Below are 17,584 nucleotides of genomic sequence, written 5' to 3' on the forward strand. Positions count from 1 at the left end.
GACGGCCCCGGCGCGACCCGCGCGCACCGCGCGGGCACGGCAGCGGACCAAGGAGAGCTGTGAAGTCCGAGCATGTGGAGGGGGACCTCTCCGAGGTCCTGCACACCAAGGAGGAGATCGAGCAGCGGGTGGCCGAGCTGGCCGCCGAGATCGATGCCGACTACGGCGACAGGGACGTCCTGCTCGTGGGCGTCCTCAAGGGCGCCGTGATGATCATGGCCGACCTGTCCCGCGCCCTGGCCGGGCAGTACCCCATGGACTGGATGGCCGTCTCGTCCTACGGCTCCGGCACGAAGTCCTCCGGCGTCGTGCGGATCCTGAAGGACCTCGACACCGACCTCACGGACCGGCACGTGCTGATCGTGGAGGACGTCATCGACTCGGGCCTCACGCTGTCGTGGCTGCTGGCCAACCTGAGGTCGCGCGGCGCCGCCTCGGTCGAGATCTGCACGCTGCTGCGCAAGCCCGAGGCCGCCAAGGTCGAGATCGACGTCCGCTACGTCGGCTGGGACATCCCCAACGAGTTCGTGGTCGGCTACGGCCTGGACTGGAACGAGAAGTACCGCAACCTGGACTGCATCGCGGTGCTCTCCCCGTCGGTCTACTCCTGAAGCAGGGCTTCCCGCCCGGGTCGGTCCGCGGACCTGTCCGCCGACGGGTGAAGACCCGGTCCGGGTGCGCGGCGCGTCCGGACCGGGCGATACCCTTGCACATCAGGCTCCGGCCCGCCCGGCGGCCTCGCGACGCATCGCGCAGGGAAATGCGAAGAGAGGACCCACGGCCTTGGCCACTGCGAAGAAGAAGAAGAGCTTCCTGGGGGGACCCTTCATCTGGGTCCTGCTCGCGCTGCTCGTGCTGATCCCCGTCCTGTCCACCCTGACCTCCGGCGGGGGCAGCCGCGTGGACACGAACGTGGGCCTGCAGCTGCTGCAGGACGGCGACGCGACCGAGGCCAAGATCTACGACGGCGACCAGAGGGTCGAGCTGACGCTGGCCGAGGACTACTCCGCGGACGGCCGGGACTACGGGCGCAGCGTCGAGTTCTACTACGTCGAGCCGCGCGGCGACCAGGTGGTCCAGGCGATCGCCGACGCCGGTCTCGAGGGCTACACGGATCAGCCCGTGCAGACCAACTGGTTCCTCTCCCTGCTCCAGTTCCTGCTGCCGTTCCTGATCATCCTGGCCATCTTCTGGTTCATCTTCTCGCGGATGCAGGGCGGCGGCTCCCAGGTCATGAAGTTCGGCCGCTCCAAGGCCAAGAAGTTCGACATGGACAACCCGCAGGTCACGTTCAAGGACGTAGCCGGCGCGGACGAGGCCGTGCAGGAGCTGGACGAGATCAAGCAGTTCCTGGTCGACCGCGACCGCTACACCGCGCTGGGGGCCAAGGTCCCCAAGGGCGTGCTGCTCTACGGCCCTCCCGGCACGGGCAAGACCCTGCTGGCCAAGGCCGTCGCCGGCGAGGCCAGCGTCCCGTTCTTCTCGATCTCCGGCTCCGACTTCGTGGAGATGTTCGTGGGCGTGGGCGCCTCCCGCGTGCGCGACCTCTTCCAGACGGCCAAGGAGTCGGCCCCGGCGATCATCTTCGTGGACGAGATCGACGCCGTGGGACGCCAGCGCGGCGCCGGCATGGGCGGCGGCAACGACGAGCGCGAGCAGACGCTGAACCAGCTGCTCGTGGAGATGGACGGCTTCGAGGCCGGGACCAACGTCATCCTGATCGCCGCGACCAACCGCCCCGACGTCCTGGACCCCGCGCTGCTGCGGCCCGGCCGCTTCGACCGCCAGATCGGCGTCGACGCGCCCGACATGAAGGGCCGCGAGCAGATCCTGCGCGTGCACTCCGAGGGCAAGCCGCTGCACGAGTCGGTCGACCTGCACTCGGTGGCCAAGCGGACCCCGGGCTTCACGGGCGCGGAGCTGGCCAACGTCATGAACGAGGCCGCGCTGCTCACCGCCCGCTCGCACGCCCAGCTGATCGACGACCGCGCGGTCGACGAGGCCATCGACCGCGTGATCGCCGGCCCGCAGAAGCACTCGCGCCTCATGAAGGAGCACGAGCGCAAGGTGACCGCCTACCACGAGGGCGGGCACGCCCTGGTGGCCGCGGCGCTGCGCAACACCGATCCCGTCACCAAGATCACGATCCTGCCGCGCGGGCGCGCCCTGGGCTACACGATGGTCATGCCGGCCGACGACAAGTACTCCACGACCCGCCACGAGCTGCTCGATCAGATGGCCTACGCCATGGGCGGGCGCGCGGCCGAGGAGGTCGTGTTCAAGGACCCGTCCTCCGGCGCGGCCAACGACATCCAGAAGGCCACGGACACCGCCCGCAAGATGGTCACGCAGTACGGCATGAGCTCGCGCGTGGGCTCCATGAAGCTCGGCGGCGACGACTCCCAGCCGTTCATGGGCCGCGGCGGCTCCGAGGAGCGCGGCTACTCGGAGGCCACGGCGGCGATCGTCGACGCCGAGGTCCGCGCCCTGCTCGAGAACGCCCAGGACGAGGCGCACCGGATCCTGGTCCAGAACCGCGAGATCCTGGACCGCCTGGCCCTCGAGCTGCTCGAGCGGGAGACCCTGAACGAGGCCGAGATCGCCGAGATCTTCGCGCAGCTCGTGGTCCAGCCCGAGCGCGAGCAGTGGATCTCCGCCGAGGGCCGCCCGCAGTCGGAGCTGCCTCCTGTGACGACCTCCCGCGAGAAGGAGGAGCTCGCCGAGGCGTCGCCCGAGGAGCGCGAGCGCTTCGAGTCGATGCCCGGCGAGGGCGAGGACCCCGAGCAGCGTGCGGCCGGTCAGCGCCACGATGACGAGCCCGCCGACCGGCGTCCCGCCGGACGGGGCGGATCCCACGCGGCCGGGACCGGCCCCGGCCGCCGCGCGCCGGAGGACCGCCGCCGCACCGGGGACGGCGACGCGCCGTGGGACCAGGAGCGGCCCGAGGGGCGGGGCTGAGCATGGCGGATCCGCAGCACAGCCTCCGCGGCACGGGTGATCCGGCGGGAGCCTCGGATGTGACCGGGCCCGTCCGCGACGCGACGGCCGGCGGCCCCGGCGACCGCGCGGCCGTCGATCAGCCCAGGATCCGGGCCGCGGTGCGCGAGATCCTGGCGGCGATCGGGGAGGACCCCGAGCGCGAGGGGCTGCAGGAGACGCCCGATCGCGTGGCCAGGGCCTGCAGCGAGATCTTCTCGGGCGTGGCGAAGGACCCCTCCGAGGTCCTCAGCGCGACCTTCGACATCGGCCACTCCGAGATGGTCCTGGTCAAGGACATCTCCTTCTACTCGACCTGCGAGCACCATCTGGTGCCCTTCCACGGCAGCGCCCACATCGGATACATCCCGGGGCCCTCGGGCCGGGTCACGGGGCTGTCCAAGGTCGCGCGCCTCGTGGAGGTCTACGCCCGGCGCCCCCAGGTGCAGGAGCGGCTGACCACGCAGATCGTCGAAGCCATCATGGGCGAGCTCGAGGCGGCCGGCGCGATCGTCGTCGTCGAGTGCGAGCACCTGTGCATGTCCATGCGCGGCGTGCGCAAGCCCGGGACCATGACCGTCACCTCGGCCGTGCGCGGGCAGCTGCGCGAGCCGGCCACGCGCGCCGAGGCCATGAGCCTGATCCTGGGGAGGTGAGCGGAGCATGACGGACAGCACCGAGCACGCGACCGCCCGGCCCCCGGGCCGGGCACCCGGCTGGGGCGGCTGGGAGGACCTGCCCTCGCGACGCACGCTCGTCATGGGCATCCTCAACGTCACGCCGGACTCCTTCTCCGACGGCGGCCGGCACGACTCGCACGCGGCCGCGATCGAGCACGGGCTGCTGCTGGCCTCGCAGGGCGCGGACATCATCGACGTCGGCGGCGAGTCCACCCGCCCCGGCTCGCAGCGCGTCGACCCGCAGGAGGAGCGGCGCCGGATCCTCCCGGTGATCCGCGAGCTGTCGCAGGCGGGGATCGTGCTGTCGGTCGACACGTTCAACCCCTCGACCGCGGAGGCCGCCCTGGACGCGGGCGCCCACTGCGTCAACGACGTCTCCGGGGTCGCCGTGCGCGAGGGCATGATCCCGCTCGTGGTCGAGCGCCGGGCGCCCTACATCCTCATGCACTCCCGCGGCACCCCCGGGACCATGGACTCCCTGGCCGTCTACGACGACCTCGTGGGAGACGTGCTGCGCGAGCTGGACGAGGTGGCGCAGCGCTTCCTCGACGCCGGGGCGGATCCCGGGCAGCTCGTGCTGGACCCGGGCCTCGGCTTCGCCAAGGGCGGGCAGCAGGACTGGGAGCTGCTGCGGGCGCTGCCGCGCTTCGTCGAGACCGGCTACCCGATCCTCGTGGCGGCCTCCCGCAAGCGCTTCATCGGCCACCTGCTCGGGGACGGGTCCGGCCCGCGGCCCGCCTCGGGGCGGGACACGGCCACGGCCGCGATCTCCGCGATGTCGGCCGATCGGGGCGCGTGGGCCGTGCGGGTGCACGACGTCCCCTCGACCGTCGATGCCGTGGCCGCCGTGCATGCCTGGAACGGCATCCATCCGCCGCTGCTGCGGCCGGGGTCGGCGTGAGCGCCGGGGCCGGCCTCGAGCAGCCTGCCGCCGGGGGCGATCGCATCGCGCTGCGCGGGCTCACCGCCTTCGGCCGGCACGGGGTCCTCGAGCATGAACGGCGCGAGGGCCAGGAGTTCGCCGTCGATCTGGTGCTGCACCTCGATCTCGAGCCGGCCGGCTCTTCCGACGACCTGACCCGCACCGTGCACTACGGGGAGGTCGCCGAGGCCGTCCACCAGGAGATCGGCGGGGAGCCGCTGGAGCTCATCGAGGCCCTGGCGCAGCGGATCGCGCGGCGACTGCTCGCCGAGCACGAGCTCGTGGAGGCGGTCGAGGTCACCGTGCACAAGCCGCACGCGCCCATCGCGGTCGCCTTCGACGACGTCGCCGTCACCGTCGTGCGGAGGCGGCCCTGATGCCGCGCGCGCTGCTCGCCCTGGGCTCGAACCTCGGCGACCGCGGGCGGCTGCTGCGCTCGGCCGTCGAGGCGCTGCGGGCCGAGGAGCAGGTCGTCGTGGAGGGGGTCTCGCCCGTCGTCGTCACGCAGGCAGTGGGCGGGCCGGACGGGCAGCCCGACTTCCTCAACGGCGTCGTCCGGATCCGCACCTCGCTGCCGCCGCAGGGCCTGCTCGAGCTGTGCCAGCGGATCGAGGCCGAGCACGACCGCGTGCGCCTCGAGCGCTGGGGGCCGCGCACCCTGGATCTCGACATCATCGACTACGACGGGATCGTCCTGGACGATCCGGCCCTGACGCTGCCGCACCCGCGCGCGGCGGGCCGGGCCTTCGTGCTGGCGCCCTGGGCCATGCTCGAGCCCGAGGCCGTGCTCGCGGGGCGCCGGGTGAGCGAGCTGGCTCGGGAGGCCGAGGACCTCGGGGGCCTCGACCCGCGAGCCCTGCGTCTCGAGGACCTCGGGGCCGAGACCGGGGGAGGAGCCCGATCATGAGGGGACTGACCGTCCGGGTGCTCGCGACCGTCGCCGCGCTGGCCTTCGTGGCCGCCTGGGCGGCCGATCTGCTCTCGGGGCGACTGGGCGGGCCGCTGCTGGCGCTGCCGGTGCTCTCGGGCGTCGGGCTGCTCGTGTTCGCCGGCGTCCTGCTGATCATGGGGCTGCGAGTGCGACGGCTGCGCGACGGCGACCGCGAGCTGAGCATGGACCGCAGCTGGGGGACCATCACGGCCGCGCTGGCCCAGGCCGCGGCGATCCTGGGCGGTCTCACCCTGGGATGGCACGCGATGCTCGTGGTGGACCAGGCCGTGCTCGTGCCCCTCCGCTCGGATCAGGGCCCGCTGTGGGGGTGCCTCTTCCAGGTCGGGGTGGGCGCCGTCCTGATCGTGATCGGCTGGATCGTCGAGCGGTTCTGCCGCATCCCGCCCGATGACCCCGAGGCCGAGGAGGCGGGGCAGACCCGCCCGGGCACCGCCCCCGAGGGCGGCCTGGCCCGGGGCGGCGGCTGAGCGGCTCGTCCTTCCGGAGCGCGGATGCCGGACCGCCCGCTGCAGGATCCCCCTGACGACGGATGCGCGGGCGGCCCTCGCCTCCCTACTGTGGGAGCCCGACCGTCACCGGTCCCGGCCGTCGCCGTCCCCCGGCCGGGGTCCGATCCGCCCCGCGCCCCCGCCCGCAGAGGAGCATCGCGATCATGAGCCACGAGCCCGCCGGCGCCCCGAGGCTGAGCTCGGAGGATCCCGCCACCCTGCCGCCGTCGGGTCCCGAGGACGGGCCGTGGCAGGGGTTGCACCCCCGCTACCTGATCGTGCGGCTCCTCTCCGAGGCCATCGGCTATGCGGTGCTCCTCGCCGCGACGGTGTGGCCGCTGATCCTCAAGCTCGCCGGGCCGTGGGACGGGGCGAGCTGGTGGGCCGTGCTGCCCTGGCCGACCGCAGCGCTCGTGCTCGGCCTGGTGCAGCTCGCGCTGACGCCGCGGCGCGTGCGCGCCTACGGCTACCGCGAGGACGCCGACGACTTCGCCGTGCGCAAGGGCCTGCTCTTCCGCTCGCTCGTGGTGGTGCCCTACGGCCGCATGCAGTACGTCGACGTGAACTCCGGGCCGCTGCTGCGCGCGTTCGGTCTCGCCTCGATCACCCTCCACACGGCCTCGGCCGACACCGACACCGAGCTGCCGGGGGTGAGTGCCCAGGAGGCGAACCGGCTGCGCGAGCGCCTCACGGAGCGCGGCGAAGCCCGCCTGATCGAGCTGTGAGCCGGCCCGTGGACGACCGCGACCTCCGCGCTCGCGGGCCGCTGGACGGCGGCGACGAATGGCACCGGGTCCACCCGCTCTCCCCGCTCATCCGCGGCTGGGTCGTGGTGCTGGCCATCCTGGGCGTGCTGCTCTCGAACGTCGTGGACTCCTTCTTCGGCGGCGGCGACGAGGGGCCCGGGCTGAACGACCACCTCGAAGGGCTGCCCGGCTGGGCCTCCCTGCTCGAGGGCGCGGCCATGTGGGCCGCGCTGCTGGTCGTCACGGCGGCCGCGGCCGTCGTCGCGGCCGTCGCGGTGGCCCTGTTCTCCCTGTTCGTCTGGTGGTTCACGCGCTACCAGATCACGGCCACGCACGTGCGGCTGCGCACGGGCGCCCTGTTCCGGCAGGAGCGCCAGACCCGCCTGGACCGGGTCCAGGCCATCGACATCAAGCGGCCGCTCGTCCCGCGGATCGTCGGGCTCGCGGAGCTGCACTTCGAGGTGGCCGACGCCGGCGAGACCTCCGTCGTGCTGCGCTACCTGCGCCACGGCGCGGCGCGGCAGCTGCGCTCCCAGCTGCTCGCCGCGATCCGCGACCGGGGCGGGTCCCCGGCAGCCGCGCAGGGCCCCGCGGGGGACCGCCCCGCCGACGCCCCCGTCGCCCCCTGGGCGCAGAACCCCCTCCCCGCCCCCGACGGCTCGGCGGAGGAGGACGGCGAGTTCGTCCTGCGGGTGCCCACCTCCCGGGTGCTGCTGTCCTGGCTGCTGAGCCCGTCGATGGTATGGCTCGTGATCTTCGCGGTCGCCGCGGGGGTCCTGCTCGTCGTGGCCCCGGCGTTCATGGCCGCGGCCTTCGCGGGCTGGATCCCGGCGCTGATCGGCCTGGGAACGGCGCTGTTCCGCCGCCTCGAGGGCAGCTGGGGCTTCCGGGCGCATCGCACGTCCAAGGGGCTGCGGCTGAGCTACGGCCTGCTCAACGCCACCTCGCAGACCGTCCCGCTCGGGCGGATCCAGGCGGTGCGGGTGCGCCGGCCGCTGCTGTGGCGCCCGGCCGGCTGGAGCGAGGTGGCGATCAACGTGGCCGGCTACGGCGGTCTGGCGGAGACCGGCCAGGCCACCTCCCGCACGACGCTGATCCCCGTGGCCACCGACGAGCACCTGCGGCTGGTGCTGGCCGAGGCCCTGGGCGACTCCGACGCCGAGGCCGTCGCCGGCACGGTGCTCCACGGCCTGACGGGCGATCTCGTGCAGGACCCGCAGACGCCGTTCACGATCTCGCCGCGGCGCGCCGCTCGGCTCTCCTGGATCGTGCGCCGCCGCCGGGGCTTCGCCGTGACGGCGCACGAGGTGGTCACGGTCGACGGCCGGCTGGCGCGGGAGTGCACGGTCGTCCCGCACGGCAAGATCCAGTCGATGGGCGTCACCCGCGGGCCCCTGGCCCGGTGGCTGGGGCTGTCCGACGTCAGCCTGCACTCCATCCCCGGGCCGGTCAGCCCCGTGATCGGGCACATGGACCGCGAGACCGCCGAGCGGTTCGTGCGGGAGCAGACCGTGCGCTCGCGGCAGGCATGCACCCTGGTCTCCGACGCCGCCTGAGCCGGCCCGCCCGTCCGGGTGGCCCGCCTCCGCCGACGGACGCGGCCGTCCGGGCGGAGCGTGTGCGGCCCGGCGCATAGGCTGGTGCCGCTGCGCAGCCCGGGGCCTCGACGGGCCGCAGCCACCCGGACCCCAGGACCATGCAGGAGCTGACCGTGACCGAAGCCTCGAACCGCCCCGGACGACTCGGCGTGGGCGTCATCGGCGCCGGACGCGTGGGCGCGGTGCTGGGTGCTGCGCTGCGCGCGGCCGGGCATGCCGTGGTCGGCGTCGCGGCCGTCTCGGAGGCCTCGCGCGAGCGCGCCGAGCTGCTGCTGCCCGAGGTCCCGGTCCTCGCTCCGCAGGAGATCGTGGAGCGCGCCGAGCTCGTGCTGCTGGCCGTGCCGGACGACCAGCTGCCGGGCCTCGTGCAGGGCCTGGCCGACACGGGCCATTGGCAGGCGGGGCAGCTCGTGGCGCACACCGCAGGGCGGTGGGGGGTCGAGGTCCTCGAGCCGGCGCGGCAGGCCGGGGCCATCGGGCTGGCCATCCACCCGTCCATGACCTTCACGGGCCTGAGCCTCGACCTGCCCCGGCTGACGGACTGCGCCTTCGGGATCACCGCCCCGGCCGCCGTCCTGCCGATCGCGCAGGCGCTGGTCATGGAGATGGGCGGCGAGCCCGTCGTCATCGCCGAGGCGGACCGGCCGCTCTACCACGCGGCCCTGGCCCACGGGGCCAATCACCTCACGACGATCGTGGGACAGGCCCTCCAGCTGCTCGGCGAGCTGGGGCTCGAGCACCCGGAGCGCGTGCTCGGCCCCCTCGTGCGCGCGAGCCTGGACAACGCGCTGGCCTCCGGGGAGTCCGCGCTCACCGGCCCGGTGGCCCGCGGGGATGCGAGCACCGTCCGCGAGCACCGGCTGACGCTGGCCGAGCACGCCCTGGGGACGCAGGAGCAGGACATCTCCGAGGCCTATCTCGCGCTGGCCCGTCTCACGGCGGACCGGGCGAGGAGCCGCGGGATGCTCGACGACGCGCAGCACGCCGGGATCCTCGAGGCCCTGGGACGTCGGAGCGCGGACGGCCCGGGAGCATCGGAGGCCGAGGCCGGGGCCGCAGACCAGGAGGCCGAGCCGGCGTCCGCGCCCGCCGCCCGGGCCGACGGCCCGCAGGTGATCCGGGAGCCCGCCGAGCTGCGCGCAGCGCTGCGGGCGGCCGCCCGGCGGAAGGGGCCGGGCGCCTCGATCGGGCTCGTGCCCACCATGGGGGCCCTGCACGAGGGCCACGCCCACCTGGTGCGCCGGGCCCGGGATGAGAACGACGTCGTCGCGGTGTCGATCTTCGTGAACCCGCTGCAGTTCGGCCCGAACGAGGACTTCGAGCGCTATCCCTCCGACCTGCCGGCGGATCTGGAGCTGCTGGCCGGGCTGGACGTCGACCTCGTCTTCGCCCCGACGGTCGAGGCGATGTACCCCGGCGGGGGTCCGCTCGTGACCGTCAGCTCCGGGCGGCTCGGGACCGTCCTGGACGGCGCCTCGCGCCCCGGGCACTTCGACGGCGTGCTGACCGTCGTCAACAAGCTGATGACCCTGGCCTCCGGGCACACCGATCAGCCCCTGCGGGCGTACTTCGGGCAGAAGGACGCCCAGCAGCTGCTCGTCGTCCAGCGCATGGTCCGCGACACGAACCTGGACGTCGAGGTCCGTCCGGTGCCGATCGTGCGCGCCGACGACGGCCTGGCGCTGTCGTCGCGCAATGCCTACCTGGACGAGGACGAGCGCCGCGCCGCCCCGGTCCTCTCCCGCACCCTGGGCGAGCTGGCCCGGGGCGAGATCGACCTCCCGGAGGCGCGGCGCCGGATCGACGCGCAGGTCATCGCCGGGCGGCGCACCGTCGAGCTGGACTACCTCGTGGTCGTGGATCCGCAGACCCTGGCGGAGGTCCCGCCGCGGCGCGGGGCCCTGGCGCTGACGGCGGCCCGGGTGGGGACCACCCGGCTGATCGACAACCGCATGATCGAGGTTCCGGACGGCGCGTGAGGCGGCTCTCACCGACGATGGCGGGCGGCCTCCCGAGGCGACGACACCCGGGCCGATGGCTATCCTGGTGACCCGTGACCACTCCTGAGACGCGCGATCCCGCAGCCAGCCCCGACCCCGACTCCTCGTCCGCAGCGGCTGGTGCCGAGCAGAAGGACGAGCAGAGGCGGTTCCGCCTGGACAAGCGCGCGTCCCTGATGGACTCCGGCCGCGAGGCCTACCCCGTGGCGGTCGAGCGGAGCCACACCCTCCCCGAGATCCGCGAGGGCTGGAAGCATCTGGAGACCGGCGAGGAGACCGAGGACGTCGTCTCGGTGGCCGGTCGCGTGGTGTTCGTGCGCAACACCGGCAAGCTCTGCTTCGCGGCGCTGCAGGACGGCCACGGCGTCCAGCTGCAGCTCATGCTCTCCAAGGCCGTCGTCGGCGAGGACGCGCTGGCGCAGTGGAAGTCCCTGGTGGATCTGGGCGACTTCGTCTCCGCGACCGGCACCGTCATCCGCTCGCGCCGCGGCGAGCTCTCGGTCATGGTCCGGTCGTGGACCATGGCCTCCAAGGCCCTGCGTCCGCTGCCCAACCTCTACGAGGGCTCCGAGCTCAGCGAGGAGACCCGCGTCCGGCAGCGGTACCTCGATCTGCTCGTGCGCCAGGAGGCGCGCGACGTCGTCCGCACGCGCGCGAAGATCATCTCGACCGTGCGCCGGGCCCTCGAGGACGAGGACTACGTCGAGATCGAGACGCCGATGCTGCAGCTCGTGCACGGCGGCGCCGCCGCGCGGCCGTTCAGCACCCATCTGAACGCGTTCGACCAGGACATGACCCTGCGCATCGCGACCGAGCTCTACCTCAAGCGCGCCGTGGTCGGCGGGGTCGAGCGGGTCTTCGAGATCGGCCGGGTGTTCCGCAACGAGGGCGTGGACTCCACGCACTCCCCGGAGTTCACGACCCTCGAGGCCTACCAGGCCTGGGGCGATCAGCACACCATGGCCGAGCTGATCCAGCGCGTGATCGTGGCCTGCGCCGACGCCCTGGGCATCGACGGGCCGCTGCAGACCGCGAAGGGCGAGATCGACCTGCGCGGCGAATGGGCCTGGCTGGGCGTCTACCCCGGGCTCTCGGAGGCCGTGGGGCAGGAGATCACCCCGCAGACCCCCGCCGAGACCCTGCGCTCGATCGCGGCGGAGCACGACGTCTCCGTGGACCCTGCATGGGATGCCCAGAAGCTCGTGATCGAGCTCTTCGGCGAGATCGTGGAGCCCACGCTGATCCAGCCGACGTTCGTGTGCGACTACCCGCCGGCCGCCCAGCCGCTGGCGCGTCCGCACCGGGAGAAGCCCGGGGTCATCGAGGCCTGGGACCTGATCATCGGCGGCATGGAGCGCGGCACGGCGTTCTCGGAGCTGATCGACCCCGTCGTGCAGCGCGAGCGGCTCACCGAGCAGTCCCGCATGGCCGCGGCCGGCGACGACGAGGCCATGCAGCTCGACGAGGACTTCCTGCGCGCGCTCGAGCACGGCGCCCCGCCCATGGGCGGACTCGGACTGGGCCTGGACCGGCTCATCATGCTCTTCACGGACCTGGGCATCCGCGAGACCATCCTCTTCCCCCTGATGAAGCCCGAGAAGGACTGACCGCCATGGGTGAGTACATCGCCGTGCTCCTGCCGTCGATCGGCGTGGGGCTGATCTTCTGGTTCGTCATGCGGGCGCTCTTCCGGGCGGACCGGGGGGAGCGCCGCGCCCAGGAGGCCGTGCAGCGGGATCAGGCCGATGCCGAGAGGTGGTATCAGGAGCTCAAGGAGCGGGAGGGCGCTTCCGGGGAGTCCTCGGAAGAGCGCCCGCGGAGGATTCCGGATCCGCCGCAGAAGTGATTCCCCTCCGATTCCCCGGCCCTTTGCGGCCGGGGAATTGCCTTTCCCGGGACAAGGGCATTATATTGGCGGTCAATAGGGGCCGCTGTGATCGGCATTCGCCGGTCCGCGGGGATGCACGGATATCTCGCGGGCCCCGTGATTGCGACCATCATTGCATCGGCATCCAAGGAGCCTCCTTCCATGGCACAGACCGTGAAGATCATTCTCGAGGACGACCTCGACGGCGGGCCCGCCGACGAGACCGTCCGCTTCGGCCTCGACGGCGCGCAGTACGAGATCGACCTCTCGACCGACAATGCGGACAAGCTGCGCGCTGCGATCCGCCCGTTCGTCGGCAAGGCCCGCCGCGCCCAGTCCAAGCAGGCCGGCGGCCGCCCGAGCGCCAAGTCCTCGTCGGGCAGCCGCGGCAACCCGGACACGCCCAAGATCCGGGAGTGGGCCAAGCAGAACAACTACAACGTCTCCGATCGCGGCCGGATCCACCAGGAGATCCAGGATGCGTACTACGAAGCCCACAAGTGATCGGCGCAGGCCCGAGGCTGCGAGCGCCGCAGGATCGGCGGCGCGGCTGGAGGGCGGCTGCCGCACATTGATGCACCCCGGGAATCCCCGCATGTCGGACGACGTGCGGGGATTCTCCATGTCCCCCGGGGAATGCCTCCCGAAAGGGGGCGAAGGATTCTTCGATGCGCAGGTGTCGTGAATCTTCCCGAGGGATCCGAGACGCGCGTCGCGTCCGTTCGAGAATCCTCGGAATATCCCCGGAATCCGCTCGGTCCGCCCCTCCCGTGCGCCGTCCGATCATGCCCCGGGGGCTCGGGCGGGCACGTCTCGCCTGTGGCGAACAATGGCGGCGACCCCGTTCGACCTGCGTAGCATCGGTGCCAAACATCGACTGAGGAGTATCCATGTTCGAACGCTTCACCGACCGGGCCCGACGGGTCGTGGTCCTGGCCCAGGAAGAGGCCAGGATGCTCAACCACAACTACATCGGCACGGAGCACCTGCTGCTCGGCCTCATCCACGAGAACGAGGGCGTGGCCGCCAAGGCCCTGGACTCGCTGGGCATCACGCTCAACGGCGCCCGCGAGCAGGTCCAGGACATCATCGGCCCGGGCCAGCAGGCCCCCTCCGGGCACATCCCGTTCACGCCGCGCGCCAAGAAGGTCCTGGAGCTCTCGCTGCGCGAGGCGCTCCAGCTGGGGCACAACTACATCGGCACCGAGCACATCCTGCTGGGCATCATCCGCGCCGGCGAGGGCGTGGCCGCCCAGGTGCTGACCAAGCTCGGCACCGATCCCCAGAAGGTGCGCTCGACCGTGCTGGACCTGATCTCGGGCTATCAGTCCGGCTCGGGCGAGGAGAAGGAGACGGCCGGCACCGGCGGGCGCTCCTCCGGCGAGGGCACCCCCGCGGGCTCGGCCGTGCTGGATCAGTTCGGGCGCAACCTGACCGCCGCGGCCCGCGAGGGCCAGCTGGATCCCGTCATCGGGCGCGCCCGCGAGATGGAGCGCGTCATGCAGGTCCTGTCGCGGCGCACCAAGAACAACCCCGTGCTGATCGGCGAGCCGGGCGTCGGCAAGACCGCGGTCGTCGAGGGCCTGGCCCAGTCGATCGTGCGCGGCGACGTCCCCGAGACGCTCAAGGACAAGCACCTCTACACCCTGGACCTCGGCTCCCTGGTGGCGGGCTCGCGCTACCGCGGCGACTTCGAGGAGCGGCTCAAGAAGGTGCTCAAGGAGATCAAGTCCCGCGGCGACATCATCCTGTTCATCGACGAGATCCACACGCTCGTCGGCGCCGGCGCCGCGGAGGGCGCGATCGACGCCGCCTCGATCCTCAAGCCCATGCTGGCCCGCGGCGAGCTGCAGACCATCGGCGCGACCACGCTGGACGAGTACCGCAAGCACATCGAGAAGGACGCCGCGCTCGAGCGCCGCTTCCAGCCGATCCAGGTCGACGAGCCCTCCGAGGCCCACTCGGTCGAGATCCTCAAGGGCCTGCGCGACAAGTACGAGGCGCACCACCGCGTCTCGATCTCGGACGAGGCCCTCGAGGCGGCCGTGCACCAGTCCGCGCGCTACGTCTCGGACCGCTTCCTGCCGGACAAGGCGATCGATCTGATCGACGAGGCCGGCGCGCGGCTGCGCATCAAGCGCATGACGGCGCCGCCGGAGATCAAGGAGCTCGAGGAGCGGATCACCGAGCTCAAGCGGGCCAAGGAGGAGGCGATCGAGGGCCAGGACTACGAGAAGGCCGCCTCCCTGCGCGATCAGGAGCAGAAGCTGCTCACCGAGCGCGACGAGAAGGACAAGGACTGGCGCGAGGGCGGCGACCAGGTCGCCGAGGTCACGCCCGAGGTCATCTCCGAGGTGCTCTCCGCGGCCACCGGCGTGCCGCTGTACCGGCTCACCGACGAGGAGTCGGACCGCCTCCTGCGCATGGAGGACGAGCTGCACAAGCGCGTGGTCGGCCAGGAGGAGGCCATCAAGGCCCTGTCCCGCTCCATCCGACGCACGCGCGCCGGTCTCAAGGACCCCAAGCGCCCCGGCGGGTCGTTCATCTTCGCCGGGCCCACGGGCGTCGGCAAGACGGAGCTGGCCAAGTCGCTGGCGGAGTTCCTGTTCGGCGACGAGGACTCGCTCATCACGCTGGACATGTCCGAGTACCAGGAGAAGCACACCGTCTCCCGGCTCTTCGGCGCCCCTCCCGGCTACGTCGGCTTCGAGGAGGGCGGCCAGCTGACCGAGAAGGTCCGCCGCAAGCCGTTCTCCGTCGTGCTCTTCGACGAGGTCGAGAAGGCCCACCAGGATCTGTTCAACTCGCTGCTGCAGATCCTCGAGGACGGTCGCCTGACCGACTCGCAGGGCCGCGTGGTCGACTTCAAGAACACGATCATCATCATGACGACCAACCTGGGCACCAAGGACATCTCCCGCAGCGTGCCCATGGGCTTCCAGGCCGGCAACGACTCCACCACGAACTACGAGCGGATGCAGCAGCGCGTCAACGACGAGCTCAAGGAGCACTTCCGCCCCGAGTTCCTCAACCGCGTGGACGAGATCGTGGTCTTCCCGCAGCTCGAGGAGAAGGAGATCGTGCAGATCGTGGATCTGTTCGTGGCCCGTCTCCAGGAGCGCCTGCGCGAGCAGGACATGTCGATCGTGGTCTCGGATGCGGCCAAGAAGGTCCTGGCCCACCGCGGCTACGACCCGACCATGGGTGCGCGCCCGCTGCGCCGCACGATCCAGCGCGAGATCGAGGACGCGCTGTCGGAGAAGATCCTGTTCTCCGAGGTCAAGGCCGGGGAGCGGGTCACGGTGGACGTGGACGGCGAGGGCGAGGACGCCCGGCTGACGTTCTCGTCGGTGCCCATGTCCGAGCTGCCCGACACCGATTTCGACGACGACAAGGACGAGTCGGCCCAGGACCCGGACCTGGTGCCGGGCGAGGTCCCCTCCGGGGGCAACGTCCCGCACAGCGTCGACGGCGACACCGGCTCGGCCGGCGCCGAGGCCCCCGAGCCCGGCCACGGACCGGACTCCGGCCCCGCGACCGCCTGAGCGGCGACGGCCGGAGCACGATCCAACTGGGCCCCCGCGGATCCTTCCGCGGGGGCCCAGCCCTGTCCGGACCATCGGGCATCGGGGCAGGGGCGGCGAAGCCCTGCCGGAGCCGGTGCGGCAGGGGGCGGTCGTAGACTTCCGGGATGACTGTCGAGATGCGGCTGCGCCCCGCGACCACCGGTGACGTCCAGGCCATCAAGGCCCTGGTGAGCCCGCTGGCGCAGGAGGGCGTGCTCGTCATCAAGGAGACGGTGGCCTACTACGAGGGCATCCAGGAGTTCCTGGTCGCCGAGCTCGTCGACGACGATCCCGCGGGCGCGGGGCTGACCGGCGCCGACGGAGAGGTCCTGGGCCACCCGTCGTCGTCCGGACCCTCGGCGCGGATCGTCGGCTGCGGGGCCCTGCACGTGATGTGGCAGGACCTCGCCGAGATCCGCACGCTGGCCGCCGACCCGCGGGTGCGGGGACGCGGGATCGGCGGGCGGCTCGTGGCGGAGCTGCTCGAGCGCGCTCGGGGCCTCGGCGTGGAGCGCGTCTTCTGCCTGACCTTCGAGGTCGAGTTCTTCCGGCGCCAGGGCTTCGACGTCATGGCGGATCAGCGCCCCATCGACCCCGATGTCTTCGCCGAGCTGCTGCGCTCGCACGACGAGGGCGTGGCCGAGTTCCTGGACCTGGCCCGCGTGAAGCCCAACACCCTCGGCAACACCCGGATGATCCTGACGCTCTGAGCGTCTCGCTGCGGAGCCGCGAGACCGAGGACTCCCGTGCCGGGACCGCCCGGCTGCCGGCGACCCGAAGCCCGGGGGTGCCGGCCCTGCTCAGCGGCGTCCGGGCAGGGCGATGCCCTCGGGGGAGCGATCGGCCAGGCCGTCGGCCACGAGCCCGTCGACCGCGCGCCGACGCTGCTCGTGCGGCGATTCGAGCCGCAGCAGCGCCTCGAGCGGGCGGGCCAGGTCCGGGGAGCTCCCGCGTGGGAGGGCGACCTCCTGGTCCCGCGTGAGCCAGGACTCGGGGACCGGGTGCCGGGCTGCCCGCAGGACCGCCATGACCGCGCCGCGCACCTGGCGGTCGGTGCCCTTCCACGACTGCCCCCGCGGGGCCTCGTCCGGCTCGGGGCGTCCCGCCGCGACCCAGGCGCATGCCTCGCTGACCGGGCAGGCGCCGCACGACGGCGCGCGGGCGGTGCACACCAGCGCGCCCAGCTCCATGACCGACTGGTTCCAGGTCACCGACTGCGCCCGATCCTCGGGCAGCAGGGAGTCGGCAAGGCGGGTCTCCGCGGCCGTGAGTGCCCGGCTGGGCAGGGCCCGGCCCGAGAACAGGCGCGCGTGCACGCGCCGGATGTTGGTGTCGATCACCGTCTGCCGGTCGGCGAAGGCGAAGGCGGACACGGCGGCTGCCGTGTAGGACCCGATGCCGGGCAGCTTCAGCAGCGCCGCGTGGTCCCGGGGGACCTGCCCGTCGTGCTCGGCGACGATCGCCTGCGCGGCGGCCTGCAGCCGCAGCGCGCGGCGGGGGTAGCCCAGGCGGTCCCAGGCGCGCAGCACGTCGGCGGTGTCGGCCTCGGCGAGATCGGCCGGCGACGGCCAGCGCCGCAGCCAGTCGAGCCACCTCGGCAGCACGCGGACCACGGGCGTCTGCTGGAGCATGATCTCCGAGACGAGCACGCCCCAGGCCGAGCGGTCGGGCGCGCGCCAGGGCAGGTCGCGGCCGGCCTCGGCGTACCAGGACGCGATCCGGTCCCGGATCTCGGCCAGGCGCTGCGGATCCGCGGCGCTGGGATCAGCGGTGTGCGAGCGGGGCATCG

The 17,584-nt window shown here is 72.7% G+C and carries 16 protein-coding genes; 15 read left to right on the forward strand and 1 reads right to left on the reverse strand.

The genetic code is table 11. The features are described 5' to 3' along the window. Nucleotides 1-59 precede the first annotated feature (59 nt). The 15 genes from hpt (at nucleotide 60) to FSY66_RS10845 (ending at nucleotide 16,505) form a co-directional block, all read left to right on the forward strand. Nucleotides 60-611 (forward strand): hypoxanthine phosphoribosyltransferase, encoded by a 552-nt coding sequence (hpt, locus tag FSY66_RS10775; RefSeq protein ID WP_144794798.1) that lies wholly within the window; start codon nucleotides 60-62, stop codon nucleotides 609-611. A 172-nt stretch (nucleotides 612-783) separates the two neighbouring features. Then, on the forward strand, nucleotides 784-2,958 hold the full coding sequence (ftsH, locus tag FSY66_RS10780) for an ATP-dependent zinc metalloprotease FtsH (protein ID WP_260853655.1): 2,175 nt from the start codon (nucleotides 784-786) through the stop codon (nucleotides 2,956-2,958). Between the two features lie 2 nt (nucleotides 2,959-2,960). Then, nucleotides 2,961-3,632: a GTP cyclohydrolase I FolE gene (gene folE, locus FSY66_RS10785; RefSeq protein ID WP_144794800.1), complete on the forward strand. Its 672-nt coding sequence runs from the start codon at nucleotides 2,961-2,963 to the stop codon at nucleotides 3,630-3,632. A 7-nt stretch (nucleotides 3,633-3,639) separates the two neighbouring features. Then, nucleotides 3,640-4,557, forward strand: coding sequence for a dihydropteroate synthase (folP, locus tag FSY66_RS10790; RefSeq protein WP_144794802.1), 918 nt, complete (start codon nucleotides 3,640-3,642; stop codon nucleotides 4,555-4,557). Continuing rightward, a complete protein-coding gene (gene folB / locus FSY66_RS10795; RefSeq protein ID WP_144794804.1) occupies nucleotides 4,554-4,955 on the forward strand; it encodes a dihydroneopterin aldolase in 402 nt (133 codons plus the stop codon). The genes folP and folB overlap by 4 nt, the downstream gene beginning before the upstream one ends. Then, nucleotides 4,955-5,485: a 2-amino-4-hydroxy-6-hydroxymethyldihydropteridine diphosphokinase gene (folK, locus tag FSY66_RS10800; protein WP_144794806.1), complete on the forward strand. Its 531-nt coding sequence runs from the start codon at nucleotides 4,955-4,957 to the stop codon at nucleotides 5,483-5,485. The genes folB and folK overlap by 1 nt, the downstream gene beginning before the upstream one ends. After that, the gene (locus FSY66_RS10805) at nucleotides 5,482-5,997 is read left to right on the forward strand and encodes a DUF3180 domain-containing protein (protein ID WP_144794808.1); all 516 of its coding nucleotides are present in this window, start codon (nucleotides 5,482-5,484) and stop codon (nucleotides 5,995-5,997) included. Before folK ends, FSY66_RS10805 begins: the two co-directional genes overlap by 4 nt. Before the next feature lie 185 nt (nucleotides 5,998-6,182). Continuing rightward, complete coding sequence (locus FSY66_RS10810; protein WP_144794810.1) at nucleotides 6,183-6,743, forward strand: PH domain-containing protein; 561 nt, start codon at nucleotides 6,183-6,185, stop codon at nucleotides 6,741-6,743. Next, nucleotides 6,740-8,320: a PH domain-containing protein gene (locus tag FSY66_RS13055; protein WP_144794812.1), complete on the forward strand. Its 1,581-nt coding sequence runs from the start codon at nucleotides 6,740-6,742 to the stop codon at nucleotides 8,318-8,320. Before FSY66_RS10810 ends, FSY66_RS13055 begins: the two co-directional genes overlap by 4 nt. Before the next feature lie 140 nt (nucleotides 8,321-8,460). Beyond that, complete coding sequence (panC, locus tag FSY66_RS13145) at nucleotides 8,461-10,341, forward strand: pantoate--beta-alanine ligase (protein ID WP_396350901.1); 1,881 nt, start codon at nucleotides 8,461-8,463, stop codon at nucleotides 10,339-10,341. Nucleotides 10,342-10,415: 74 nt separating this feature from the next. Next, a complete protein-coding gene (gene lysS / locus FSY66_RS10825) occupies nucleotides 10,416-11,969 on the forward strand; it encodes a lysine--tRNA ligase (protein WP_144794814.1) in 1,554 nt (517 codons plus the stop codon). Nucleotides 11,970-11,974: 5 nt separating this feature from the next. Continuing rightward, a complete protein-coding gene (locus tag FSY66_RS10830) occupies nucleotides 11,975-12,208 on the forward strand; it encodes a hypothetical protein (protein ID WP_144794816.1) in 234 nt (77 codons plus the stop codon). A 183-nt stretch (nucleotides 12,209-12,391) separates the two neighbouring features. Further along, nucleotides 12,392-12,733 (forward strand): histone-like nucleoid-structuring protein Lsr2, encoded by a 342-nt coding sequence (locus tag FSY66_RS10835; protein ID WP_144794818.1) that lies wholly within the window; start codon nucleotides 12,392-12,394, stop codon nucleotides 12,731-12,733. Between the two features lie 386 nt (nucleotides 12,734-13,119). Beyond that, nucleotides 13,120-15,774, forward strand: coding sequence for an ATP-dependent Clp protease ATP-binding subunit (locus FSY66_RS10840; RefSeq protein ID WP_144794820.1), 2,655 nt, complete (start codon nucleotides 13,120-13,122; stop codon nucleotides 15,772-15,774). A gap of 146 nt (nucleotides 15,775-15,920) precedes the next feature. Then, nucleotides 15,921-16,505, forward strand: coding sequence for an amino-acid N-acetyltransferase (locus tag FSY66_RS10845; protein ID WP_144794822.1), 585 nt, complete (start codon nucleotides 15,921-15,923; stop codon nucleotides 16,503-16,505). A 90-nt stretch (nucleotides 16,506-16,595) separates the two neighbouring features. Here FSY66_RS10845 and FSY66_RS10850 read toward each other — a convergent pair whose 3' ends face one another. Next, nucleotides 16,596-17,582: an HhH-GPD family protein gene (locus FSY66_RS10850; RefSeq protein WP_144794824.1), complete on the reverse strand. Its 987-nt coding sequence runs from the start codon at nucleotides 17,580-17,582 to the stop codon at nucleotides 16,596-16,598. Nucleotides 17,583-17,584: the final 2 nt, after the last annotated feature.

It is taken from the genome of Kocuria palustris (genome assembly GCF_007666205.1).
In the GTDB taxonomy this organism is placed as follows: Bacteria; Actinomycetota; Actinomycetes; order Actinomycetales; family Micrococcaceae; genus Kocuria; species Kocuria palustris_A.